This is a genomic window from Bifidobacterium sp. SO1 (assembly GCF_018555335.1).
Classification (GTDB): Bacteria; Actinomycetota; Actinomycetes; order Actinomycetales; family Bifidobacteriaceae; genus Bifidobacterium; species Bifidobacterium simiiventris.
This window is the reverse complement of the sequence record NZ_JAFEJR010000004.1, coordinates 70,669-89,378: the sequence shown is the minus strand read 5'-3', so window position 1 is coordinate 89,378 and position 18,710 is coordinate 70,669. Positions and strand designations below refer to the sequence as shown.

Genomic DNA, 18,710 nt, shown 5'->3' with positions numbered 1-18,710 from the left:
GCGATACGGCGTGTCATGCTTTGACTTTTTGAATATAACATATATTATAAAAGCCATGAACAGCGCAACACAGAACCTTTCCGCAGCAGGCATTCGCTACCGCCTCTACATCAGCAACAAGAGTCAGAGATGGCTGGCGAAACAGCTCGGATGGGATGTCAGTAGGCTCTCTCGCCGTCTCGCCGGGAAGCCCGCGTTCAAGGTGGATGAACTCGATACCATCGCCGAGATCCTTGGCGTCGACTTTGACACTCTGCTCTCCATTCCCATCGACATGCGACAGAAGTTCTTTGGAGCAACGACAACCGTGGAAACCGAGGTGGCGGCATGATCGAGAACCGAAAGCTGTATGCCATATGGAACAACATGAAGCGCCGCTGTGAGAATCCCAAGATGCCTAGTTATCGCTGGTATGGAGGGCGCGGAATCAGAGTCTGCCCGGAATGGCACTCGTTTCAGTGTTTTGAAAAGTGGGCGCTGTCGAACGGCTACGCAGAAGGCTTATCTATTGACCGCATCGACAACGACGGCAACTATGAACCGGCTAACTGCCAGTGGATTTCCTCAGCCGACAACACTCGGAAAGCAGCGGAAACCATCATATCTGTCGATGGCGTGGAAGGAAACCTACGAGCATGGGCCACCTTGTTGGACTGCACTCCGAGCGTTATTTCGTACCACATGAACGGAAACGGGCAATCGGTTGAAGACTTCATACGAGAAAAAGCGTCCGGCAACAAGAAGCGAGTTCTTTCTCCCTCCACGGTCATCACTGAAAAGCGAACGATCGTCAGAGAAAAGCCAGACAAGAACGTCGTAAAGGCGGTAAAGCAGATGAACCGAAGAATCGAAGAACTTGCGGAAGCTGGGAAGCGCCTTCAAGAAGAGCTGACGGCAATTCGCACGACGGAGACGGTAGAAAACCTCCCCGCCATCGTCACCGAGCATCGTCTTGCTTCTCCTCAGAAACTGGCGGCATGACATGAAGATCAATGATGGTTAGCGTAACCAGGAACCGTCGGGAAGGGTCGACTTCCACCACTCCTTCGGCTTGCGGAATTCCCCGAGACGAAACCGGAATTCAATGGCTGTCATCCCCAAGATGCCGTTCAGTAGACGCCTCAGCCAAGCAAACCAGAACCAATGCCACACATATTTATCTATGTGTCTGGCTGAACCGTCGGGGCGTCCCGGTAGCGGTGACTCAATTTCCAGCAACACCGCCTGCGCTACAGGCAGTTTCAGGACGGGAGACAGGCAATGCCACTGCACCAGTATTCTCATGGTTCGTCCGATTGGCGCGGCGAATCTGGAAACGACCGGGTGATCGCCGTGCATGAGACACGAGGCGAAGCCGGCGTCCGGGTGCATGGCAGTCGCATCTCCGATCGGTTTACTGCTCACGTCATATAGGACTCCGGCGGTTTCTGCGGTCACCGAAAGGTCAACGACCCATACGGGTAGATGCGAGTCGATCACCTTGCTCGCATCCAACCAGTCGATATCCACTTCGACCGATTCGGGCGGCTGCTCTCCTTCGGCTCTCACCAACTGCCATAGCAATGCGCCGAACGTGAGGATCGCCAACCAGTTGACGATCTCGGACAACACACCAGTCATATGAACACCTTTCACAGGAGCGATGTCATGAACGACACTAATCGTAAACCGGATACCCAAGATGAGGATTACACGTATTATCAGCAGATTCGCGCCTTCTCCACCTTGGAAGAGTACGCGCAGATGCTCAAGCATCGCGTGACGGCTCCCACGTGTGCCGTGTTCTACAATTCCGATCCCAATGAGCCAGTCGGGCTGCATACCGTTCCCGTCAGTCACCTATATAAGAGGGAGAACGGGGAATATCGCATGATTCTCGCCAACGGCGGTTACGTCGATTTCCGTCCCGACGAGTTCTTTTCGGCCTCTATCAACGTCAAAATGGATTCCTGTCGTGATCTGATCGGCGTCATGACCGTTGAAAGCTGCGAGGGATCCACCAACGACAGGGAATCCTTGGATTATCCGCAGGAAGTCTGATATTCCGGCCGGTACCCCTTGCGGGTGTCTGGACGCGTTACCCCTTGTCATCGTTCTTTTCGGAATGGACTCGTCATTCACATTGCGGTTGCCTTCCTTTCTCTCGGGTTGGTTGTGGTTCGCGGTGACAGGGGACGCTCAAGGTTCGAATCCTTGACCGGCCACTCCCCCTTTGTGGGGAACATAACTGAAGTTTCCCGACCGGGTGTGGAACACACCAGCCGAACCCGTGTTCCAGCCTTTTACATGTTTGATCCCGGTCGGGTGGTGGTCGTGGTGCCGGCTATTGCCGTATCAACCCAGCTTTCCGAATGGACTGGGCGGGATGCGGGGAGTTCGACTCTCCCCCACGACGCGCACATAACTGAATCCCCCAGAGTCGGTTCCGGCCGGGAGTCTCCAAAAACTCCAAGGTCAGGCGTTCAACTCCCGGCTCATGGGACAACCACTAACCACCTCTATAGGTAAGGAGCCGATGATGGCGGAGAAACTGAATCCGATCGATCAGATGAGATTGCTGGGCGTGGCGCGCGGCATTGTCCCGCAGGACGAGTTGGAACGTCGCGCGAACCATCTGATCGACATGTACGTGGAGTCCGTGCTCGAGGATGCGAAGCCGAATGTGGAGTCTCCCACGTTGACGATCAGCGCGTTCATGCGCAGCAAGGGCGTGGAGCCGTTGAAGAAGAGCGCGCTCCGGTTCGGGTACGAGCTGGCGACCGCGTATAAGAAGGCGCATGGCGTCGAACCGCCGAAGCATGGCAGTTCGTACTTGTATTACGAGATCGACCGGCCGTTGATGGAGACGGTGTGGTCGCGCATTCAGGAGTCGGACAAGTGAGTCTGCAGAAGATCCGGTACGTGGATGAGCTGCCGCCTGACTTGGAGGCCAAGCGCACGGTCAGGTCGAAATGGGTTGAGGCCGTGACGAGCATGACCATGCCGGCTCACCTGGGCAAGTGGGCGATCGTGGACACGAAGCCCGACAAGGTGAAGGCGCAGTCGTTGGCAAGCAACCTGAGACATGGCAACAAGGCGTTCCGACCGTATCTGACGGAGACGGCGGTCAGGCGCAATCCACAGGGCAAGTACGACGTGTATGCGCGGATTTTGGGAAGGAAGGAGACGAGCTGATGGCTGTTGATCAGACGGCGCGACTGGTCGGCCGGCGCGTGGACAACATGGCTGACGTGCTGCGCAGCACGCTCCGGGATTTGTTCGACGAGATCTTCGCCAACGATGCGAAAGCCTATGAGTTTCTAGGGGTTTCGCGGATCTTTTTCGAGGAGAACTACAAGCCGTTCTGCGGTGTCAAGCAGGGCAATGCGATGACCTACAGGAAGTCGGATCTGCTGGAACGACGTGAACAGCTCAGGTTGGAAAGCGAGGGTCGTCATGTTGGTGACCGCTAAGCAGGTTCGGCAAGTGGAGTTCCCGTGCAAAACGTCGGTGTTTTCGAGGCGTGAATGGTATTTCGCTGATCCGGTTGACGAGTTTCTGGACTCGGTGGCGGACTCGTTGCAAGCGTTGTTCAATGCGCGGACGGAGTTGTTGAAGGAGCGTAAGGCCCTGTTGAAGCAGATCAGTGTCCTGCAGGATCGGATCACCGTGTTGGAAGCGGAGAAAGGAGTCAACGATGCCGGTGCTGACGATGAGTGACAGCGAGTATTTCGCTGATCCGGCGATCGACCAGACGTCGTTGAAGAAGTATCTGATCAGTCCGCTCGCGTACGCGGAGTATGTGACGGGCGAGCACCCGTCGTCTTCGGTGTTGGAGTTCGGCAAGGCGGCTCACAGTCTCGTATTGGGCAGTGGTCCGAGCGTGTTGGTGAAGCCGAGTCTGCGGTCGAAGGCCGGCAAGACGGAGTATGAGGAGCTGCTGGCCGAGCATGACGGCGAGGACATCGTGTGGCTGTCCCAGGATGATTGGGATGCGGTTCACATGATGGCCGACATGACCCGCGGGTTCTTCGCCAAGTTGGACGGCAGGCCGGAACAGGCCATGTTCGCCGAGGACGCGAAGACCGGGTTGCCGTTGAAGGGCAAGGCCGACTGGCTCCCCTCCAAGCCGGATGACGACGGGATTCTGCGCATCTACGACTACAAGACCACGTCAAAGCCGGCGACCGAGTTCCCCCGAGCCTGCTGGATGTTCGGCTATCACGTTCAAGCCGCGTTCTACTTGCGCCTGTGGCGCTTGTGCTATCCGGAATTGCGTCGGCAACGCTTGGGCTTCTCGTTCATCGTGCAGGAGAAACAGACTCCGTACGACTGGATGGAATGGCGGTTCGACGAGGACAGTCCGGAGATCACGGAGATCGCCGCGAAGCAGATCGACCATGCGCTCGAGGGCATCAAATGGTTCCGCGACAACCACAAGGACCCGTTGAAGGCGATGCGTGACTGGGGTTACGACAAGACGCCGCAGCCCATCCAGTTCCCTGATTGGAAGCTGCTGGAGGAGGAGACGGAGATCGACTCATGGCGGTGATCAAGAAGAAAGCCCAAGGCGGCAGAGGCCGGTACGCGACGCTCGAACAGGTCGTGAACTACGTGGAGGACCACGGGTATGAGCTGCGTTGGCCGACCGACGTGAAGGACGGACGATTGTACGTCAACACGATGATCCGCAGACAGGGCGAATCGAAATGGGAGGACACGTGTTGTTGGATTCCCGTCGAGGTGGGTGACAGTCGTGGCATGAGCGTCATGCAGGCGCTCGGTTCGGCGCTCACCTACGCCAGACGGTATTCGACTCTTGCCGCGTTCGGTTTGGCGACCACGGATGACGACGGCGAAACCTCAGGGTATCGGCGTCATGGTTCGGGCGGCATGACCGACGACCAGCAGCAGGCCATCGACCGGATTCTCAACGAGTACAAGGTCGCTCCCGGTTTCGAGAGCCAGTTCATCAGCAAGGTGTTGAACCGTGGCGTCGCGTACAAGCAGTTGACCGGCTTGGACGCGCAACAGTTCATCGATTCGTACAACAACATTCAGAAAACCACCAACAAGGAGGAAACCAATGGAAACGAAGCATGAAACCACTTACAGTGAGATGACGTTCACTGCGACCGTGAAGCCGGGCAGTGGCCTGTCCGATCTGATGAAGGACATCTTCATCGGCCGTATCCCGTCGGATGATCCGTCACCGTTGTCGGATGAGCGGACGAACGAACGCATTGACCATATCGAGGACGTGAAGCCGGGCGACCTGCTGTCCATCGGCAAGAGGTTGACCACGGTGAACGGGATCGTGACATTGGTCACGCAATGTCCGGAAGATGACGGTTTGCTCCACGTGTGGTTCGAGAACATGACCCCCGGATATTGCGTGGGCGAAGACGAAAATTCCTGGCAGTTGCGTTCCTGTTATCGTCCGCTCGGCCACACGGAAGAGGACGGCCCGCAGGCTGCCGAGGATGATGAGCCGGCCATGCTGCGTATCACCGACATTCACGATCTGCGTCAGGGCGACCGCGTGCATCTGCACAAGGGCGAGACGAAGGTCGAAGGTGTCTATGATGCGATGCGGTCCGGCGAACTGTACGAAGCCCAAGGCGTGAGCATCAAATTCGTGGATGATCCGAGGTTCCTGGAAGGCTATGACGCGCGCTACGAGCCGAACGGCTTCTCGTACGTGTTCGATTATGCGGAACGACGCCCATACGATTCGTGGACACAGGATGATCTTCCGAAGGAGCCAGGCTTCTACCGTGCCGCGACCGGTTCCGTGTGGAAGTTCGACGGGAAGTTGTACGCGCCCGTGTTGGATAGTGAGGGCAAGCTCGCGCCGGCCACCGGCACGCCGACCGTGGGCGCGGGCACGTTCCTGAAGCGTTCCTTGGCGGCGCATCGTTTCCCGTTCGCCCGCGTCAGCATGAACGTCGGCATGTACTATCCGGAGGCCGACGAGTGATCTGCGGTTACTGTCATCGTCCCGACAAAGGCCGGGATTTCTGCCCTCACGCAGTGGATGAGCGTTACGACTGCCCCCGCAAGATCGCGGACGACCGGGAGAGGAAACGCAGGAAGATGAGGAAATACTATGGCTAACGAGTTCAACGTTGACGGCAAGGCATATGTGGTCGACGTGAAGGACTTCCAGAACGGTGGCTGCGTCGTCAAGGTCGCGAACACGCCGTCCTACAAGGACAAGAACACCGGCCAATACGTCGACAAGCCGACCTTGTACTTCGACGTGCATCCCCTGTCGAATGACGCGAAGGACGCTATCGACATGATCCGCCAATACAAGTCGCAGGGGTTGAGCGTCAAGGTGCTGGTGCGCGGCACGCTGTCGAAGCGTATCAGTCAGAAGGACGGGAAAACCTACGAGAATCTGGATATCGCGGCCGACACGATCGCGTTGTTGAGCGCGAAACCGAAGAAGGGCGCAAGCCCGAACGGCGCTCTCCCACCGCAACAGTATCAGCCGCAGGATGGTTTCTCGAATCAGAATCCGTTCGGGGACGCGCAACCCGTACAGGGCGTGCAACAGTATCCGCAACAGCAGCCGACGGAACCGTGGGCGCAGAGGTACAACGATGGCGGGTTCGTCTAAGCGCAAACAGCCGAGCGTGCGCGTATGCGACTTGGTGGACGCGCGGGATGGCTGGCGGTGCATGCGATGCGGGGAAACCTACCATTGGGCGGGTTTCAGCCGTCATCACCGGCATTTGCGCAGCCATCCCTACCCACGGTTGCATGAAGCGTCGAATCTGATTCTCCTGTGTGGGAACGGCAGCGCCGAGGGCTGTCACCTGTGGGTGCACACCCACCAGACGGAAGCCAAGGCATACGGGTGGATCGTCAGCGGCTATGACGACCACCCGGAACTGGTGCCGGTCCTGACCAGACTGCACGGCTGGGTGTTGTTGGACGACGAGGGCGGGTGGACGCCGTGTGCAAGTCCGTTGACGTAGACGCCATCAAACGCGAACAACAGCCTTTCTATCCCCTCTGGTGGGAACAACTCCCGCCAGAGGTATTCAACCGATTGAAAACCGAATGGGAGCAGGAACATGACTACGAGTGAAAAGCATTGGTGGCAGAACCTGAAAATGGGCGAACGAGAACAAGCCAAGGTCACGTATAAGAGCGGCGGAATCTATACCGGTCCGATCGTGAATGAGGATGCGGATCTGTGTCCCCTGCTAGGAGAGGAAAACACGGGACTGTACATCACCGATGATGACATGCGAGCACTCGATCCGAATGTCGTGTCCATCGAACCGTTGGATGATCCCTCCTATGAGCGTATCACCGGTCGTCATGATCTGCGCGAGGGTGATCTCATCGTCACTCTCATAGGGAACCGATACAAGGTTCTTGCCACGCGTGAGGGCAGTGACTTCGTCAAATGCCGCACGCTTGAGGACCCCGGTTCACCCTTTAGCCTCGACGTCGGTGAAATCCGCTACGTGCTACGCCGGAAGCTTCAACTGCCGGATAAGCCCGGCCTGTGGGTGGACAATGAAGGCGCTGTTTGGCTCGCATGGAACGTGGAACCGGATGGACTATGCGTCATGAAGACCGAAGGTGCGCCCAGCCCCATGTTCAATCTCCGACAGGCGATGCTTGTTTGTGAAGCTGATATCGAGGGGTATGCACCATTCCATCCCGGACATGTCGTGCTAGGCGAGGAGTGACGACGATGAAGACTGACGTTATTTTCATTGTCGAGGATGTGCTGAAACACGATGCTATGAGCTGGATGTCGTTCAATACCTATGGGGAAGCGGAAGCCGCGGCGCGAGCATATCCCGGTGTCTATGAGATTCACAAACGCTACATCAACAAGCCGGAGGCCGACCATGAGTGAGGAAATGCGCCGCTTGTGGGATTGGCTCATCAAACGACGCAACGAAGACGATGCACAACACGAGCGATGCGTCGCAGGCGGTTACAAGTACACGGCCGCCGGATACGACGGGAGCAGTAACGCGTTCCGGCAGGTCATGGCATTCATCGAAGACATGTACAGGGAGAGGAAACCCATGAGCGACATTACAAACGTGCTTCTTGGAACAAGGATCACCGCCAAGGACGGCAAATATTACATCGACGGGGAAGAGATTCATTTCATCGAGGATTGCGACCAGTGCGCTTGCACGTACGCCGATGGTGAGATCGCGTTCCACGGTGAGGGGGTCATCACCAAAGTCGAAACCGTTTCCGAAGACGCTGGTGAAGACAATCCTCCGGCGACGTTGAAGGTGACCGTGTTCCATGAGAACGAAAAGCTGGCCGAGATCGATATGGAGACGGGCAGTAGTGGATGGCGGTACGGTTCAACATGCACGCTGCTGATCGGCGAGGACGAGATCGCGGAGGTGGTCTGGTGAATACCGGCAAAGTGTTCACGCGCGAGGAGTTCCGTGATGTCATCTCTGCCGCAATCTACGACTACGAGCATGCGCCCGCGAAAGCGTTGTACACGACCAAGGACGCGGCGGATGAACTGTACGACCAGCATGGCGAGCCGGTGGGTGATTCCACGTCGGACGGGTATCACACGTTCGGGGAATTGTACCGGTATCGAATGCTGTACAACGCGGCGTTCCTCAACGTCATGTACGCGATCGCCGCGCATCTGGCCGCCGAAGAGAACGGGACCATTGCCGACGGGAGTATCGGCAAGTCCAAGGTGCATGCGGACGGCAAGCCTTGCTTCGGTGGCGGTTGGTTCATCGTGTGGGCTTCCTTGGATACAGGCATCGTCGCGAACCATTACGAGCTCAAGTACTGGGATCTGTTCGACATTCCCGAATACGAGCATGCGCCCGAATGGGACGGCAGCACCCCACAGGAGCAAGCCGACCGATTGGAACAATGGCTTCACCCCACGGACATCAGCGAACCGGAGGAATCATGAAGGTCGTCATCGAGGGGCTTCGCAACATTATGCCGGACCGCTATCCCCCTTGCTTCGAGAAAAACGTTCTGTCCTGCGATGTGGAGACCAGCAACCACGGCGTCTATCCCGATCAGCTGCGCGAACTGATCGCGGCGAGTCGGTTCGACATCATCACACGAATCGAATTGGAGGAATCATGAACAATCTGGTTCATTCCTATCACGACGACTTTGGCTACGTCGAGGTGAGATGGACGATCATCCCGTTCTGTTGGAACGTGTATGCGAAAACACGAACGAGCCGGCCCACCATATACGCGGAACGGCATACCTGCGTGTTCGCCCTATTCCCGTCCGGTGCCATCGCGCAGGCCATCGGCATCCTTATCGAGCTGACTGATACGTACTACAGGGGGAAACATGAGTTATGAGAACGCATTGTTCTACCGCGTGGTGTGCGACCAGTGCGGGCACCCGTATGAGGGTGACGACTTCGACTGGTGGTTTTACCCACAGCAGGCCGAGGATGCTGCCGTGGATGACGGCTGGCAGGAGCATGACGGCGCTCATTATTGTCCGGATTGCAGGCATGTGCAGTGTGACGTGTGCGGCAGGTTCCGTCCTGATGATGCGACCGGCTGGGTGGAAGAGGATGACGACTGGTACTGCCCTGACTGTTGGACCAGGTCGATCGAGGTGAAGCAATGCTAGGCCAGATCATCGATCGTATCGACGTCTATTACGACGACAACGACGTAGTCGAGTACACGTACAACCGTGACACGAAGTCGTGGGAGTGCGAGTCGATTCCCGAGGACATGGAAAGCCGGGAGATCATCACGGCGCTCACGTCCGTGGTTCGTATCGAATCCAAGCGACTGTTCAAGGAGGAATCGTGCTGATCTACCGTCATGGGGAACGCCCTGATTTCAAGGGCTTGTGGTGGGACCTGTTCTGGATCGTCTGGAGCGCGTTCTGGGCTGGGTTCTTCCTCGCGCGGACGAATTGGCCGGCCTTCACGATCCAGGCCGTGTGTCTTGCGACGTGGGGCTACCTGACGATCGACAAGCTGCGGAACATGGAATGGCACGTCATCGAGATCAAGACGCCGCTTAAGAAGAAGGAAGAGGAATCCGATGGGCAAGACGCAAACTGAATCCTCGAAACCGGCGTCGATTCTGCGACATGTCAAACGTGCCGCGTGGAACGCGGGCTACTTGGCGTGCCTGAACGATGTAGCCGGCACTCACGACCGCATCCATATCGAACACCCGACCATCAACCCGTACGGGAGCGAGACAGATGACACTGCACCTGTACGCGGATGAGACGCCGCCTGACGACGAATGCTGCCCTTTGTGCGGTAGCCCGTTGAACGCGTGGGGGCATTGCATGGAGGAACGGCTGCATGACGACCCGTACGACGGTTGGAGGGATGAGTGAGACTCGAACTGGAGTTGACGATTCCCTCCGACTTGTGGTGGACGAGCAACAGTCGTGGCCCGTGGCAGAAGAAATGGAAACGGACGCGCGCGGTCAAGGAGCTGACGTGGATCAAGGCCAGGAACCTGAAAACCCAACACAAGCTGCGCTCCCCTGTCTTCGAGAAATGTCATGTGACCGCGTACATCGCCTACCCGCCCAACGCGCGCCGATACGATCCCGGTAACGCCTCCCCTATGGTCAAAGCGGCTATCGACGCATGCACCACAGCCGGCTATTTTCCCGATGACGACAGCATGCATCTGGTCGGCCCCGACTATCGGAAGGCCGACCATCCCGCCCCGAAAGGGCTTCACATCATCACTTTGGTCATGGAGGACATTGAATGATCGACTATCTCACCAACTACCTGCTGCCGATGCTCTTGTACATGGGAGCAGTCGGATTGGGACTGGCGTTCGTGTTCGCGCCGGCCTTCTACCTGCTGGACGAAGACCTTTGGTTGGGAGCGTTCCTGTGGATGCTGTTCAGCGGAGCCATCGTCTTCTCTCTCGTGGCTTTCTTTAGGTGAGCGATGCCGTATAGCAATCATCCCCAACCGATACGCGGCAGCACCGTCAAATCGAACCCCGACCGCACTGGCCGGCATATCGGCCCGTATTCGATGAAACGCAGTGATCCGGAACTGTTGGCGTTGATGCTCGCCGACATCGAGTTCATCAACGAGAGAAGACAACGCACCTTATATATAAGGAGTAAATCATGAGCTACGACCTGTTCGTCGCACCGGCGACGGTAGGCGAAGACGATCTGTGGGACGCATGTTCTGACACGCGCGGCTACGACACCGGCATCGAATCGTATGGCGATCCCGATACTGGCGCGTATTTCAACTACACGTACAATCTCGGCCGGTTCCTCACCGCATACAAGGTCAACCCGATACGCGACTTGGACGGATTGACAGCCAAGGAGTGCGCCCACCGCATCGACACCGCATTACGCGACATCGAACAAGAGGATCAGGGCATGCTCGCCGATCTGTACAATCCTGCGAACAATTGGGGCAGCGTCGCCGGCGCGACCAACTGGCTGCGCGTCCTACGCCGATACTGTCTCGACCATCCCCTGTACCTGGTGCGGGAATGATCATGACCTCACGCGGCGACGACAGGAAGATACGCCGATGGCTGGAACGCAAGGGGTACACGGTGGAACTCGCTAACTCCAGCCATTGGAAGATCACTCGCGACGGCAGGCTCGTCACCACGACGAGCCTGACCCCTTCCGACCGCAACAGCTACAAGAACCTGCTTCACGACATCAGGAGATACGAATGTTCGGAATAAAACGACGTCAAACCGACAAGCGGTTGTGCTGCCCCGTATGTGGGTGGAGGCCGATCGTCCGGCATGGTGCGAACGACTCGTGGTCGTCCATCTACCGGTACGCATGCCCGCGGGGGCATATGAGCACCGGCTGGTATACAAGTCCGGGCGTCGCATGGGAGGCATGGCTTGATTTGATCGGGTTGACCGAACAACGATTGGAAGGACGCGACAATGACTGACAACGTCGAACATCCTCAGCATTACGAGTCCGGCCCGTATGAGTGCATCCTACTCACGGAACAATACTCGTTCAATGTCGGCAACATGATCAAATACGTATGGCGATACAGGCTGAAAGGCCATCCCGTCGAGGATCTGCAGAAGGCGCTCTGGTACGCGAACCGGGCCATGCAGAACGGTGAAGCGTTCCATGAGTGCGACAGGGATGCCAGCGACTCCAACGTCAGCGGCATCGAGTCCATCTACTGGTCCGGCACGCTGTTGCGTATGAAAGCGGACACCGTGACCGGCACGGAACATGACTTCTGGCTGGCGTTGCTGGCCGAAGACACCGAAATGATCCCCGTCATACTATCCGAACTGCTAGAGGAGACCCAGGAACATGGCTGACGACATGGAGATCTTCGCGAAGTTCAGCGCGAGGGGCTATGAGAATCCGAAACTCATGACTCTCGCGCTCGATCATCCGTCCGCGTATCGCGTGTGGACGTGGGCGATCATGTACGCGGTTCGTAATCTCACGGACGGTTTCGTGCCGACATCGGTAGCAGCTACGACCCTCGCTGCGAAAAAGAGAGACCTGACAGTACTAGAAAAGAGCAGATTTTTCGAGCCTGTGCCTGGCGGTTGGCTGATACATGATTTTCACGAGTGTCAAGCAGATCGCACTCGCTCCGAATTAGAGAATCGCGTGCCGATTCCTAAACGCACCCGCAAACGGGTCTACGCCCGTGACGGATACAAATGCCTTCGTTGCGGAAGCACCAAGAACCTCACCATCGATCACATCTATCCGTGGTCGATGGGCGGCCGGGACGACATCGACAACTTCCAGACGCTATGCCAATCGTGCAACTCGTGGAAGCACACCAAGGTAATCGACTTCAGAAAAGGACATAACAATGGCTCGGAAACCCACTGAAGGATATGTGCAGCTGGTCAACAGCTATTTCATGAACTGGAAGGTGCGCCGACTACGCGAAACCGCGCCGACCGCGTTGGGCGTGTTCTCGATGGTGCTGTCGTATTGCGGGTTCAAACTGTCGGACGGTTGGATCACGTACAACGATTTGCGATACGTGATCGGCGCATCCGACGAGGAGATTAACGCCCTGTGCGGGGTCGAAATGCTCGTCAAGGACGAGACCGGCGACAATTACATGGTGCACGATTACCTGCGCCATAACCGCAGTAACGAGCAGGTAACAAAGAAACGCAGCACCAATTCAGCCAATAAGACACCGAATGATGCTGATTCGGTACCGGAAAACGCGAAAACCTCCGCCGAAGTGCCGCTTTTGTTCCCCGATTCGGACGATACGGTACAAAAAAGTGCCGAAACCTCCGCCGAAGCGCCGAAAAACGACGCCGTTTCGGGACAAACTACAGAACTACAGAACAACAGAACTACAGAACATTCTTCTTTCACTCCCCCTACCCCCTCGCGGCCTGATTTCGACAGGCTGCTGGATCGGGTCGAATCGTTCTATCCGACGAACAGGTTCGATGGTCGGGTGACGCAGGTCAGGTTCGATTTGGAGGCTGAATGGCCGAAGGTCATCCGAGCTGCCGGCGACGCTGACCCCGTGTCGTTCTTCGAGGCGAAGTGTCGCGCGTACGTGGATGCGACGGAGGAATGCTACGTGTGCCGGTTCAGCCGGTTCCTCGCGCAGGAGCTGTACGCGCGCAACTGGCAGAAGCAGTTGCCGCCATCCCAGTCGGCGTTCGTGAAGCCGCCCGTGAGCCGCAGTCAGCAGAATTTGGATCACAATCGTCAGGTCGTGTGGGATTTGATGACCCCGGAGGAACGCGACCGTTACCGGAAGGAGCATTCGGATGCTTTCGCTTAGTGAGGCGGGCGTGGTTCTCGCCGCGATCCGCAGCCATCATGGCAATGCGATGATCGACGCGCAGCAGGTGGAGCAGTTCCGCAGCGAGTTGAAGGAGTCGATGACCGTGGCGGAGGCGTTGGAGGCTGTCAGGCGCTTCTATTCGCAGGATGTGACCGGCCGTTGGTGCATGGCCGGCAACGTGAACGCGATCGTCACCGGCATGCGTAACCAGTCGAAGCCCACGGAGGCGCAGATCGGCCGTGAATGCGAACGCTTGGGTTTGGATGCGGACCAGTCGTGGATGTACCGCAGACAGCGCATGTTGGGCAAGCCGCAGGCTGAGGCGAACCGGATCGCGACCGGTTACCGGCCACAGATCGAAGCGGCGAAGCCGAAGAAGCGGCCGCGCCCGGGCGTCGGCTTCAACCCGAATCTGAAAATCAGTCTCACAGACGTGATCGGAACCGGACATGGGCAATGAGTCGCGTTTCGCATGGAAGCGCGTGTACGACCCGATTACGTGACGTTTTAGCCTATCGGAGGTTTCACCGTGAACATCGACTTGGATGACCCCGAGATCAAGCTGATGGTGTCGGAGCTGCGCAATGCTCCACCGGACGCCGAAGCCCGCAAGAAGATCCGGCAGAAAGCCTATTACGAGGCGAACCGTGAGAAGATCCGCCGCAGACAGGCCGCATACCGGGAAGCGCACAGGGAGGAGCTGCGCGCCTACTTCCGCAATCTCGACCACGACGCGCGCAACGAGCAACGCCGGTTGAAATACAATTCCGACCCCGAGTACCGGCAGGCGCAGCTCGACAGGATGCGTGAATGGCGGCAATCGCATGAGCCGACGCCGGAACAGACGGCACGCCAGCGCGAGAACCAGAAACGCTGGGAACGGAAGAACCGGGAGGCGTGCGCGGAACGGCACCGCCGCTACTATCGAAACCATCCCGAAGCACGGGAGCGGGAGAACCGGCGACGCAGGGAGAAGATGGCCGCCATGCGGGCGAACGATCCCGCCGCATACGAGGCCCATCTGGAACGGCGTCGACGGCAACGCAGGGAACGGAAGACGAAACTGTCCGAGTTCCCGCGTGTCGGGGAGTAATGTCGATCTTGTTGAACGCCTGACCTTGGACCACCAAGGTTAGGATTCGTGTTGTCTGAAACAAGTCAGATTCAAACCACCGCCCCTCGTATCTGCGCGTATGCGACGTGCTGGCGCGAGGTCGTCACCGACGCCCCCTCCCCACTGATCGGGGTGATCGTCGCCGAGAACAAGTCGCTCATGTGCATGGTGCATGAGCGTCAGGTGCGCGACGAGTTCGACTGGCTCGCCCGCAACCTCGACGATCTCGAGCATTACCGGATCAACCGCGCGTACGGGCACGGGGAAGGTGCCGGCGGATCGTCCGGCACCGCGCCCGCACCATTGCGCGAAACCTTGAGCGATCTGTTGTACCGTGCGGACGACCAAGGGTATCCCGGACTGCAACCCACCCTGTACGAGTGGGCGCGAAGCCTCGCGTTGAACGTGCCCGCCGCATGCGCTCTCGCATCATTGACGCATCGTCTGCGCACCTGCTACCGGCTCATGGAAAACCCCGCCACACCCGTGTACGCGCGCCAACTCCACGAACAGGTGACCCGGTTGCGCCGCTTCCTCGAACCCGACGACGGGAAAACCGTCATCCTCGGCCCCTGCCCCGCCAAGGATTGCGGCACCCCATTGTCGGGACGCATGGACGCGAAGGACGTGCAATGCCCGCACTGCCACAGCAGGTGGGCGACCGACTATCTCATCGCGCAACGACGCGAACGCATCCTCCGCAGCCCGAAGCTCGGCACCCAGTCGGAACTGACGGAACTGCTCAAGGCATGCGGCGTACACGTCAACAAGACCACCATGCGCAGCTGGGTACACCGCGGACAGTTGCCCCAAGCCGGCGAAAACGAATGCTCGAAACCCGTCTACCGGCTGGCCGACGCATACCGTCTCGCCACCGAAGGCCCCACACCACCAACCACACCATCCGACAACATCTGGCAAACGATCAACACGAAGGAGTAACCATGAGCAACCAGATCCAGTCCATCCCGTTCCACGGGGACACCATTGAAGCAGTATGGCGCGGAGACGGCACCTGGCTGGTGTCCCTGCGCCGGCTCTGCGAAAACCTCGGCGTCGAGTACAGTTCGCAGCTTAAAAAGCTCAAAGCCAAGAAATGGGCAACCGTGGCAGGTTTCACCACAGTTGGCGCGGACGGGAAAACCCGCGAAATGGTAGGAATCGACCGGAAAACCATGACCGTATGGCTTGCCGAAATCGACACCAACCGTATCCCCGACATGGCAGTTCGGGCAAAGGTGGACGAATATCAGGACGAGGCAGCCGATGCCCTTGACAACTATTTCAACAAGGGCGCAGCCATCCGCGTGGAAGATTCCGGCGTTGGACTGGACCTTGCGAGGGCGTTCATGCGTGATCCGAAAGCGATTGCCGGCGTGTTCCTCGAGCTTGACCGTGTCCAGACCGAGAACCGCCAGCTCGCGTCCCGTAACTCGCAACTGGAGCCGAAGGCCAAAGCGTTGGACGATTTCACGAACGTCGAGGGGACCATGAGCGTGGCCGCTGCGGCCAACCTGATCTCCAACGCGGGAGCGCCGATCGGCCGTGACCGCCTGTTCCAGTTCATGTACGAACTCGGCTGGATCTACCGGCGTGACGGCGCATGGGCCGCGAAGCAGGAACGCATCGATGACGGATACCTGTTTATGAAGGATCATCGCGATCACGGTACCCATTCGGACGGCACCACGTTCCTCTACCCGCCGACCGTGCGCGTCACCCGCAAGGGACTCGCCCTCTTGCACCGGCGCTGGAACGAACACACCTTACAGAAAACCATCAGCCAAGCCGAGGATCAGCCGACCCTCGAAATCACCGCATGAAAGGAACCATCATGAACATCACCCTGCCGCTCACCACCGCCCTGCGTTCGGAGATCACGGAACTCGACCTGCCGAAATACCTTGGCGTGGAAGCCGTGCTCGTTCACCTCGCCACCCCGGTCATGGGACATCACGTCGTGTTCGCGGCCGGCATGTCCCTCCTACCCAACGTCGGTTTCCTCCTGTGCGAAACCCAGTGGGGAGACGACTCCGACGACTACGAACAGAACGATGACCCCGACGGCATGCTCACCATGATCGTCCCGTTCTCCAACGTCACCGCCATTCAACCAGCCCATACCGAGATCGTGGACACGCTCGATGACGACATGCAGATCAAAGAGGCCGTCTGGCAGTTGGACGACGCGTGGAAACGGCTCAACAGCGTCGCCCTGCTGCACGACAACAACCCGCAGGAACACAAGCTGCCCGTACCCGAGGATGTCGTGAACCGGCTCATCCGCGTCGGCGGCGAACTGCGCGAAGCCCTGTACGATTGCGCCGGCAAGCTCGGCATCGACCTGGACAGGGATGTAGACGCATGAAACTCAAGCACACGGTCAGCATTCCCCTCACTCCCAGCGGCAATGAGCATACGGGGACGCTCACGTTGAACCTGCCGTACATCACGGACGGCAAAGCATCGGACAGTTATCGCGACATCAACGGGATCACCGGCTACGTGGACGATTCACGCCGCATCGTCTACGCGTTCAACAGCGCGTGCGAGGCATTCCAAACCGCATTCCAGAAGGACATGTCATGAGCGTGTACCGACTCCCGGATATTCCCCTCACGCTGAAAGGCAAAACCGCGACCTTGTATCGTGACGGGTTGCCGCATATTACCGGCAAAATCACGAAGATCAAACTCGAAGTTCAATACGAAGACTATTGGGCGTTTCTAACGTTCGATGGGATGACTGACACTTTCTTCACTACCGCAGACGATAAGACCGATTACAAACTGGAGGTAAAAGACTAATGCAGTACACGAAAGATCAACGGGATGGGATATCTGAATCTTCCGCACGTTGGAGGATGACAAAACAAGTGCGCGAAGCGCTTGATGACATACTCGCACTACCGTACGTGGTCGTTGTAGACGCGAGCATGGTCTGGGAGGATGTCTGCATCATCTCGCCCTACCCCCATCACCATGTATATGAGCGTGGCCTGTTGGACGCGGCAATAGCCCTGAAAAACAGCGAATTAGTTCGTGCGGGAGATGATGACTGATGGCGAAGCTCACGAGTCGCGGACGCAAACGCATGAAGGCCAGTTCGTTCGCGTTGCCGTCGAAACGCGCTTATCCGATCGACACAAGGGCAAGGGCTATCAGCGCCCTCTCTCGGGTGGCGCAACACGGCAACTCTTCCGAGAAGGCCAAGGTGCGTGCCGCCGTCCACAAGAAGTATCCCAGCATTCAGATCAGCGGACTTACCAAGAAACGGAGGAAGAAATGACCAAGAACATGCGCGTTACATGGGACGAGCTCCTGCCCGGCGACCTGATCCATGTCAAGGGCAGCAAGAACACGTACCGGTTCGTCCAGCATGGCAAGGACCGTCTCACCAAAGCGGGGGGCTTCGCGCCGGTCGAAGGTACGGAGTACTCTTTCGTGGACTTCAACGACGCCGGCATCCACCCCATCGGAGACGGCTTCTCAGACGTGATGCCGAACGTGGTCATCCTGTACCGTGATTTCGCGTACGCGACACGACCCCTGTCCGACACGCATCGCGTCACGGTTCCGACACGCGGCGGGGAATACTGGCTGAGGAACGAGAACGGCTGGCATAAGCTGCTCGTCATACCCGATCCGGTTTTCTCACGGACCGGCAACAACAATACGTATCTCGTATCCGAGAACACATACAGCGCATGGGATGTCCTGGCCGGGGACATGCATCCCCGCGAAGTGCTGACCGCCGAAGAGTATTACACGCGCAGGATCAAAGGGGAACTGTAATGCTCGCACTGCCACTCGGCCTGCTCATCCTGCTCAT

At 57.9% G+C, this 18,710-nt stretch carries 40 protein-coding genes; 39 read left to right on the top strand and 1 reads right to left on the bottom strand.

Annotated elements, in window-relative coordinates:
• Nucleotides 1-55 precede the first annotated feature (55 nt).
• On the top strand, nucleotides 56-331 hold the full coding sequence (locus JS541_RS05325) for a helix-turn-helix transcriptional regulator (RefSeq protein WP_214373449.1): 276 nt from the start codon (nucleotides 56-58) through the stop codon (nucleotides 329-331).
• Nucleotides 328-981: a hypothetical protein gene (locus tag JS541_RS05320; protein ID WP_214373448.1), complete on the top strand. Its 654-nt coding sequence runs from the start codon at nucleotides 328-330 to the stop codon at nucleotides 979-981. Before JS541_RS05325 ends, JS541_RS05320 begins: the two co-directional genes overlap by 4 nt.
• Nucleotides 982-999: 18 nt before the next feature.
• Here JS541_RS05320 and JS541_RS05315 read toward each other — a convergent pair whose 3' ends face one another.
• On the bottom strand, nucleotides 1,000-1,620 hold the full coding sequence (locus JS541_RS05315) for a hypothetical protein (protein ID WP_214373447.1): 621 nt from the start codon (nucleotides 1,618-1,620) through the stop codon (nucleotides 1,000-1,002).
• A 27-nt stretch (nucleotides 1,621-1,647) separates the two neighbouring features.
• On the opposite strand from JS541_RS05315, the gene JS541_RS05310 reads away from it, so the two are divergent.
• From JS541_RS05310 to JS541_RS05130, 37 genes are all read left to right on the top strand, one after another.
• Entirely contained in the window at nucleotides 1,648-2,040 is a 393-nt protein-coding gene (locus JS541_RS05310; RefSeq protein WP_214373446.1) for a hypothetical protein, read from the top strand.
• A 478-nt stretch (nucleotides 2,041-2,518) separates the two neighbouring features.
• Nucleotides 2,519-2,881: a hypothetical protein gene (locus JS541_RS05305; protein WP_214373445.1), complete on the top strand. Its 363-nt coding sequence runs from the start codon at nucleotides 2,519-2,521 to the stop codon at nucleotides 2,879-2,881.
• Nucleotides 2,878-3,174: a hypothetical protein gene (locus JS541_RS05300; protein WP_214373444.1), complete on the top strand. Its 297-nt coding sequence runs from the start codon at nucleotides 2,878-2,880 to the stop codon at nucleotides 3,172-3,174. The genes JS541_RS05305 and JS541_RS05300 overlap by 4 nt, the downstream gene beginning before the upstream one ends.
• On the top strand, nucleotides 3,174-3,452 hold the full coding sequence (locus JS541_RS05295) for a hypothetical protein (RefSeq protein ID WP_214373443.1): 279 nt from the start codon (nucleotides 3,174-3,176) through the stop codon (nucleotides 3,450-3,452). Before JS541_RS05300 ends, JS541_RS05295 begins: the two co-directional genes overlap by 1 nt.
• A complete protein-coding gene (locus tag JS541_RS05290; protein ID WP_214373442.1) occupies nucleotides 3,436-3,699 on the top strand; it encodes a DivIVA domain-containing protein in 264 nt (87 codons plus the stop codon). Before JS541_RS05295 ends, JS541_RS05290 begins: the two co-directional genes overlap by 17 nt.
• Entirely contained in the window at nucleotides 3,677-4,531 is an 855-nt protein-coding gene (locus JS541_RS05285; protein WP_214373441.1) for a PD-(D/E)XK nuclease-like domain-containing protein, read from the top strand. The genes JS541_RS05290 and JS541_RS05285 overlap by 23 nt, the downstream gene beginning before the upstream one ends.
• Nucleotides 4,522-5,082 carry an ERF family protein gene (locus tag JS541_RS05280; RefSeq protein WP_214373440.1) on the top strand — a complete coding sequence of 187 codons (561 nt, stop codon included), beginning with the start codon at nucleotides 4,522-4,524 and terminating at the stop codon, nucleotides 5,080-5,082. The genes JS541_RS05285 and JS541_RS05280 overlap by 10 nt, the downstream gene beginning before the upstream one ends.
• Complete coding sequence (locus JS541_RS05275) at nucleotides 5,066-5,959, top strand: hypothetical protein (RefSeq protein WP_214373439.1); 894 nt, start codon at nucleotides 5,066-5,068, stop codon at nucleotides 5,957-5,959. Before JS541_RS05280 ends, JS541_RS05275 begins: the two co-directional genes overlap by 17 nt.
• A gap of 129 nt (nucleotides 5,960-6,088) precedes the next feature.
• Entirely contained in the window at nucleotides 6,089-6,604 is a 516-nt protein-coding gene (locus JS541_RS05270) for a hypothetical protein (RefSeq protein WP_214373438.1), read from the top strand.
• The gene (locus tag JS541_RS05265; protein WP_214373437.1) at nucleotides 6,588-6,965 is read left to right on the top strand and encodes a hypothetical protein; all 378 of its coding nucleotides are present in this window, start codon (nucleotides 6,588-6,590) and stop codon (nucleotides 6,963-6,965) included. Before JS541_RS05270 ends, JS541_RS05265 begins: the two co-directional genes overlap by 17 nt.
• Before the next feature lie 138 nt (nucleotides 6,966-7,103).
• A complete protein-coding gene (locus tag JS541_RS05260; RefSeq protein WP_214373436.1) occupies nucleotides 7,104-7,691 on the top strand; it encodes a hypothetical protein in 588 nt (195 codons plus the stop codon).
• Nucleotides 7,692-7,696: 5 nt separating this feature from the next.
• Nucleotides 7,697-7,864: a hypothetical protein gene (locus tag JS541_RS05255; protein ID WP_214373435.1), complete on the top strand. Its 168-nt coding sequence runs from the start codon at nucleotides 7,697-7,699 to the stop codon at nucleotides 7,862-7,864.
• Nucleotides 7,857-8,387 carry a hypothetical protein gene (locus JS541_RS05250; RefSeq protein ID WP_214373434.1) on the top strand — a complete coding sequence of 177 codons (531 nt, stop codon included), beginning with the start codon at nucleotides 7,857-7,859 and terminating at the stop codon, nucleotides 8,385-8,387. Before JS541_RS05255 ends, JS541_RS05250 begins: the two co-directional genes overlap by 8 nt.
• Entirely contained in the window at nucleotides 8,384-8,917 is a 534-nt protein-coding gene (locus JS541_RS14740; RefSeq protein ID WP_240539252.1) for a hypothetical protein, read from the top strand. The genes JS541_RS05250 and JS541_RS14740 overlap by 4 nt, the downstream gene beginning before the upstream one ends.
• Nucleotides 8,914-9,099 carry a hypothetical protein gene (locus JS541_RS05240; protein WP_214373433.1) on the top strand — a complete coding sequence of 62 codons (186 nt, stop codon included), beginning with the start codon at nucleotides 8,914-8,916 and terminating at the stop codon, nucleotides 9,097-9,099. The genes JS541_RS14740 and JS541_RS05240 overlap by 4 nt, the downstream gene beginning before the upstream one ends.
• Nucleotides 9,096-9,329 carry a hypothetical protein gene (locus tag JS541_RS05235; protein ID WP_214373432.1) on the top strand — a complete coding sequence of 78 codons (234 nt, stop codon included), beginning with the start codon at nucleotides 9,096-9,098 and terminating at the stop codon, nucleotides 9,327-9,329. The genes JS541_RS05240 and JS541_RS05235 overlap by 4 nt, the downstream gene beginning before the upstream one ends.
• Entirely contained in the window at nucleotides 9,319-9,609 is a 291-nt protein-coding gene (locus JS541_RS05230; RefSeq protein ID WP_214373431.1) for a hypothetical protein, read from the top strand. Before JS541_RS05235 ends, JS541_RS05230 begins: the two co-directional genes overlap by 11 nt.
• Entirely contained in the window at nucleotides 9,603-9,800 is a 198-nt protein-coding gene (locus JS541_RS05225; RefSeq protein ID WP_214373430.1) for a hypothetical protein, read from the top strand. The genes JS541_RS05230 and JS541_RS05225 overlap by 7 nt, the downstream gene beginning before the upstream one ends.
• Nucleotides 9,794-10,054 (top strand): hypothetical protein, encoded by a 261-nt coding sequence (locus JS541_RS05220; protein ID WP_214373429.1) that lies wholly within the window; start codon nucleotides 9,794-9,796, stop codon nucleotides 10,052-10,054. The genes JS541_RS05225 and JS541_RS05220 overlap by 7 nt, the downstream gene beginning before the upstream one ends.
• 146 nt (nucleotides 10,055-10,200) lie before the next feature.
• Nucleotides 10,201-10,341 (top strand): hypothetical protein, encoded by a 141-nt coding sequence (locus JS541_RS05215; RefSeq protein ID WP_214373428.1) that lies wholly within the window; start codon nucleotides 10,201-10,203, stop codon nucleotides 10,339-10,341.
• Nucleotides 10,338-10,730, top strand: a complete 393-nt coding sequence (locus JS541_RS05210; protein ID WP_214373427.1) for a hypothetical protein — start codon at nucleotides 10,338-10,340, stop codon at nucleotides 10,728-10,730. The genes JS541_RS05215 and JS541_RS05210 overlap by 4 nt, the downstream gene beginning before the upstream one ends.
• Nucleotides 10,727-10,912 carry a hypothetical protein gene (locus JS541_RS05205; RefSeq protein ID WP_214373426.1) on the top strand — a complete coding sequence of 62 codons (186 nt, stop codon included), beginning with the start codon at nucleotides 10,727-10,729 and terminating at the stop codon, nucleotides 10,910-10,912. The genes JS541_RS05210 and JS541_RS05205 overlap by 4 nt, the downstream gene beginning before the upstream one ends.
• 3 nt (nucleotides 10,913-10,915) lie before the next feature.
• A complete protein-coding gene (locus JS541_RS05200; RefSeq protein WP_214373425.1) occupies nucleotides 10,916-11,107 on the top strand; it encodes a hypothetical protein in 192 nt (63 codons plus the stop codon).
• Nucleotides 11,104-11,490, top strand: a complete 387-nt coding sequence (locus JS541_RS05195) for a hypothetical protein (protein ID WP_214373424.1) — start codon at nucleotides 11,104-11,106, stop codon at nucleotides 11,488-11,490. The genes JS541_RS05200 and JS541_RS05195 overlap by 4 nt, the downstream gene beginning before the upstream one ends.
• Before the next feature lie 2 nt (nucleotides 11,491-11,492).
• Nucleotides 11,493-11,690 carry a hypothetical protein gene (locus JS541_RS05190; protein ID WP_214373423.1) on the top strand — a complete coding sequence of 66 codons (198 nt, stop codon included), beginning with the start codon at nucleotides 11,493-11,495 and terminating at the stop codon, nucleotides 11,688-11,690.
• Between the two features lie 213 nt (nucleotides 11,691-11,903).
• The gene (locus JS541_RS05185; RefSeq protein WP_214373422.1) at nucleotides 11,904-12,302 is read left to right on the top strand and encodes a DUF3310 domain-containing protein; all 399 of its coding nucleotides are present in this window, start codon (nucleotides 11,904-11,906) and stop codon (nucleotides 12,300-12,302) included.
• Nucleotides 12,295-12,834, top strand: coding sequence for an HNH endonuclease signature motif containing protein (locus tag JS541_RS05180; protein ID WP_214373421.1), 540 nt, complete (start codon nucleotides 12,295-12,297; stop codon nucleotides 12,832-12,834). Before JS541_RS05185 ends, JS541_RS05180 begins: the two co-directional genes overlap by 8 nt.
• 91 nt (nucleotides 12,835-12,925) lie before the next feature.
• On the top strand, nucleotides 12,926-13,762 hold the full coding sequence (locus JS541_RS05175) for a hypothetical protein (protein WP_240539251.1): 837 nt from the start codon (nucleotides 12,926-12,928) through the stop codon (nucleotides 13,760-13,762).
• A complete protein-coding gene (locus JS541_RS05170) occupies nucleotides 13,749-14,225 on the top strand; it encodes a hypothetical protein (protein ID WP_214373419.1) in 477 nt (158 codons plus the stop codon). Before JS541_RS05175 ends, JS541_RS05170 begins: the two co-directional genes overlap by 14 nt.
• 69 nt (nucleotides 14,226-14,294) lie before the next feature.
• Nucleotides 14,295-14,858: a hypothetical protein gene (locus JS541_RS05165; RefSeq protein WP_214373418.1), complete on the top strand. Its 564-nt coding sequence runs from the start codon at nucleotides 14,295-14,297 to the stop codon at nucleotides 14,856-14,858.
• A gap of 51 nt (nucleotides 14,859-14,909) precedes the next feature.
• Entirely contained in the window at nucleotides 14,910-15,821 is a 912-nt protein-coding gene (locus JS541_RS05160; RefSeq protein WP_214373417.1) for a hypothetical protein, read from the top strand.
• Between the two features lie 2 nt (nucleotides 15,822-15,823).
• On the top strand, nucleotides 15,824-16,702 hold the full coding sequence (locus JS541_RS05155) for a phage antirepressor N-terminal domain-containing protein (protein WP_214373416.1): 879 nt from the start codon (nucleotides 15,824-15,826) through the stop codon (nucleotides 16,700-16,702).
• A gap of 11 nt (nucleotides 16,703-16,713) precedes the next feature.
• Nucleotides 16,714-17,247, top strand: coding sequence for a hypothetical protein (locus JS541_RS05150; RefSeq protein ID WP_214373415.1), 534 nt, complete (start codon nucleotides 16,714-16,716; stop codon nucleotides 17,245-17,247).
• Entirely contained in the window at nucleotides 17,244-17,468 is a 225-nt protein-coding gene (locus tag JS541_RS05145) for a hypothetical protein (protein ID WP_214373414.1), read from the top strand. The genes JS541_RS05150 and JS541_RS05145 overlap by 4 nt, the downstream gene beginning before the upstream one ends.
• The gene (locus JS541_RS05140; RefSeq protein WP_214373413.1) at nucleotides 17,465-17,686 is read left to right on the top strand and encodes a hypothetical protein; all 222 of its coding nucleotides are present in this window, start codon (nucleotides 17,465-17,467) and stop codon (nucleotides 17,684-17,686) included. Before JS541_RS05145 ends, JS541_RS05140 begins: the two co-directional genes overlap by 4 nt.
• Nucleotides 17,687-17,939: 253 nt before the next feature.
• Nucleotides 17,940-18,167 carry a hypothetical protein gene (locus tag JS541_RS05135; protein ID WP_214373412.1) on the top strand — a complete coding sequence of 76 codons (228 nt, stop codon included), beginning with the start codon at nucleotides 17,940-17,942 and terminating at the stop codon, nucleotides 18,165-18,167.
• A complete protein-coding gene (locus JS541_RS05130) occupies nucleotides 18,164-18,673 on the top strand; it encodes a hypothetical protein (protein WP_214373411.1) in 510 nt (169 codons plus the stop codon). The genes JS541_RS05135 and JS541_RS05130 overlap by 4 nt, the downstream gene beginning before the upstream one ends.
• The last annotated feature ends 37 nt before the right edge of the window (nucleotides 18,674-18,710 follow it).

What these genes read in the sequence shown, in the direction of transcription:
- JS541_RS05150 (WP_214373415.1), top strand. Translation starts at nt 16,714, where the DNA reads ATGAACATCACCCTGCCGCTCACCACCGCCCTGCGTTCGGAGATCACG.
- JS541_RS05320 (WP_214373448.1), top strand. Translation starts at nt 328, where the DNA reads ATGATCGAGAACCGAAAGCTGTATGCCATATGGAACAACATGAAGCGC.
- JS541_RS05230 (WP_214373431.1), top strand. Translation starts at nt 9,319, where the DNA reads ATGAGTTATGAGAACGCATTGTTCTACCGCGTGGTGTGCGACCAGTGC.
- JS541_RS05135 (WP_214373412.1), top strand. Translation starts at nt 17,940, where the DNA reads ATGGCGAAGCTCACGAGTCGCGGACGCAAACGCATGAAGGCCAGTTCG.
- JS541_RS05250 (WP_214373434.1), top strand. Translation starts at nt 7,857, where the DNA reads ATGAGTGAGGAAATGCGCCGCTTGTGGGATTGGCTCATCAAACGACGC.
- JS541_RS05140 (WP_214373413.1), top strand. Translation starts at nt 17,465, where the DNA reads ATGAGCGTGTACCGACTCCCGGATATTCCCCTCACGCTGAAAGGCAAA.
- JS541_RS05200 (WP_214373425.1), top strand. Translation starts at nt 10,916, where the DNA reads ATGCCGTATAGCAATCATCCCCAACCGATACGCGGCAGCACCGTCAAA.
- JS541_RS05215 (WP_214373428.1), top strand. Translation starts at nt 10,201, where the DNA reads ATGACACTGCACCTGTACGCGGATGAGACGCCGCCTGACGACGAATGC.
- JS541_RS05190 (WP_214373423.1), top strand. Translation starts at nt 11,493, where the DNA reads ATGACCTCACGCGGCGACGACAGGAAGATACGCCGATGGCTGGAACGC.
- JS541_RS05225 (WP_214373430.1), top strand. Translation starts at nt 9,603, where the DNA reads ATGCTAGGCCAGATCATCGATCGTATCGACGTCTATTACGACGACAAC.
- JS541_RS05145 (WP_214373414.1), top strand. Translation starts at nt 17,244, where the DNA reads ATGAAACTCAAGCACACGGTCAGCATTCCCCTCACTCCCAGCGGCAAT.
- JS541_RS05280 (WP_214373440.1), top strand. Translation starts at nt 4,522, where the DNA reads ATGGCGGTGATCAAGAAGAAAGCCCAAGGCGGCAGAGGCCGGTACGCG.
- JS541_RS05195 (WP_214373424.1), top strand. Translation starts at nt 11,104, where the DNA reads ATGAGCTACGACCTGTTCGTCGCACCGGCGACGGTAGGCGAAGACGAT.
- JS541_RS05315 (WP_214373447.1), bottom strand. Translation starts at nt 1,620, where the DNA reads ATGACTGGTGTGTTGTCCGAGATCGTCAACTGGTTGGCGATCCTCACG.
- JS541_RS05170 (WP_214373419.1), top strand. Translation starts at nt 13,749, where the DNA reads ATGCTTTCGCTTAGTGAGGCGGGCGTGGTTCTCGCCGCGATCCGCAGC.
- JS541_RS05285 (WP_214373441.1), top strand. Translation starts at nt 3,677, where the DNA reads ATGCCGGTGCTGACGATGAGTGACAGCGAGTATTTCGCTGATCCGGCG.
- JS541_RS05155 (WP_214373416.1), top strand. Translation starts at nt 15,824, where the DNA reads ATGAGCAACCAGATCCAGTCCATCCCGTTCCACGGGGACACCATTGAA.
- JS541_RS05270 (WP_214373438.1), top strand. Translation starts at nt 6,089, where the DNA reads ATGGCTAACGAGTTCAACGTTGACGGCAAGGCATATGTGGTCGACGTG.
- JS541_RS05185 (WP_214373422.1), top strand. Translation starts at nt 11,904, where the DNA reads ATGACTGACAACGTCGAACATCCTCAGCATTACGAGTCCGGCCCGTAT.
- JS541_RS05265 (WP_214373437.1), top strand. Translation starts at nt 6,588, where the DNA reads ATGGCGGGTTCGTCTAAGCGCAAACAGCCGAGCGTGCGCGTATGCGAC.
- JS541_RS05205 (WP_214373426.1), top strand. Translation starts at nt 10,727, where the DNA reads ATGATCGACTATCTCACCAACTACCTGCTGCCGATGCTCTTGTACATG.
- JS541_RS05305 (WP_214373445.1), top strand. Translation starts at nt 2,519, where the DNA reads ATGGCGGAGAAACTGAATCCGATCGATCAGATGAGATTGCTGGGCGTG.
- JS541_RS05175 (WP_240539251.1), top strand. Translation starts at nt 12,926, where the DNA reads ATGGTGCTGTCGTATTGCGGGTTCAAACTGTCGGACGGTTGGATCACG.
- JS541_RS05325 (WP_214373449.1), top strand. Translation starts at nt 56, where the DNA reads ATGAACAGCGCAACACAGAACCTTTCCGCAGCAGGCATTCGCTACCGC.
- JS541_RS05295 (WP_214373443.1), top strand. Translation starts at nt 3,174, where the DNA reads ATGGCTGTTGATCAGACGGCGCGACTGGTCGGCCGGCGCGTGGACAAC.
- JS541_RS05130 (WP_214373411.1), top strand. Translation starts at nt 18,164, where the DNA reads ATGACCAAGAACATGCGCGTTACATGGGACGAGCTCCTGCCCGGCGAC.
- JS541_RS05180 (WP_214373421.1), top strand. Translation starts at nt 12,295, where the DNA reads ATGGCTGACGACATGGAGATCTTCGCGAAGTTCAGCGCGAGGGGCTAT.
- JS541_RS05290 (WP_214373442.1), top strand. Translation starts at nt 3,436, where the DNA reads ATGTTGGTGACCGCTAAGCAGGTTCGGCAAGTGGAGTTCCCGTGCAAA.
- JS541_RS05260 (WP_214373436.1), top strand. Translation starts at nt 7,104, where the DNA reads ATGGGCGAACGAGAACAAGCCAAGGTCACGTATAAGAGCGGCGGAATC.
- JS541_RS05275 (WP_214373439.1), top strand. Translation starts at nt 5,066, where the DNA reads ATGGAAACGAAGCATGAAACCACTTACAGTGAGATGACGTTCACTGCG.
- JS541_RS05255 (WP_214373435.1), top strand. Translation starts at nt 7,697, where the DNA reads ATGAAGACTGACGTTATTTTCATTGTCGAGGATGTGCTGAAACACGAT.
- JS541_RS05310 (WP_214373446.1), top strand. Translation starts at nt 1,648, where the DNA reads ATGAACGACACTAATCGTAAACCGGATACCCAAGATGAGGATTACACG.
- JS541_RS05240 (WP_214373433.1), top strand. Translation starts at nt 8,914, where the DNA reads ATGAAGGTCGTCATCGAGGGGCTTCGCAACATTATGCCGGACCGCTAT.
- JS541_RS05235 (WP_214373432.1), top strand. Translation starts at nt 9,096, where the DNA reads ATGAACAATCTGGTTCATTCCTATCACGACGACTTTGGCTACGTCGAG.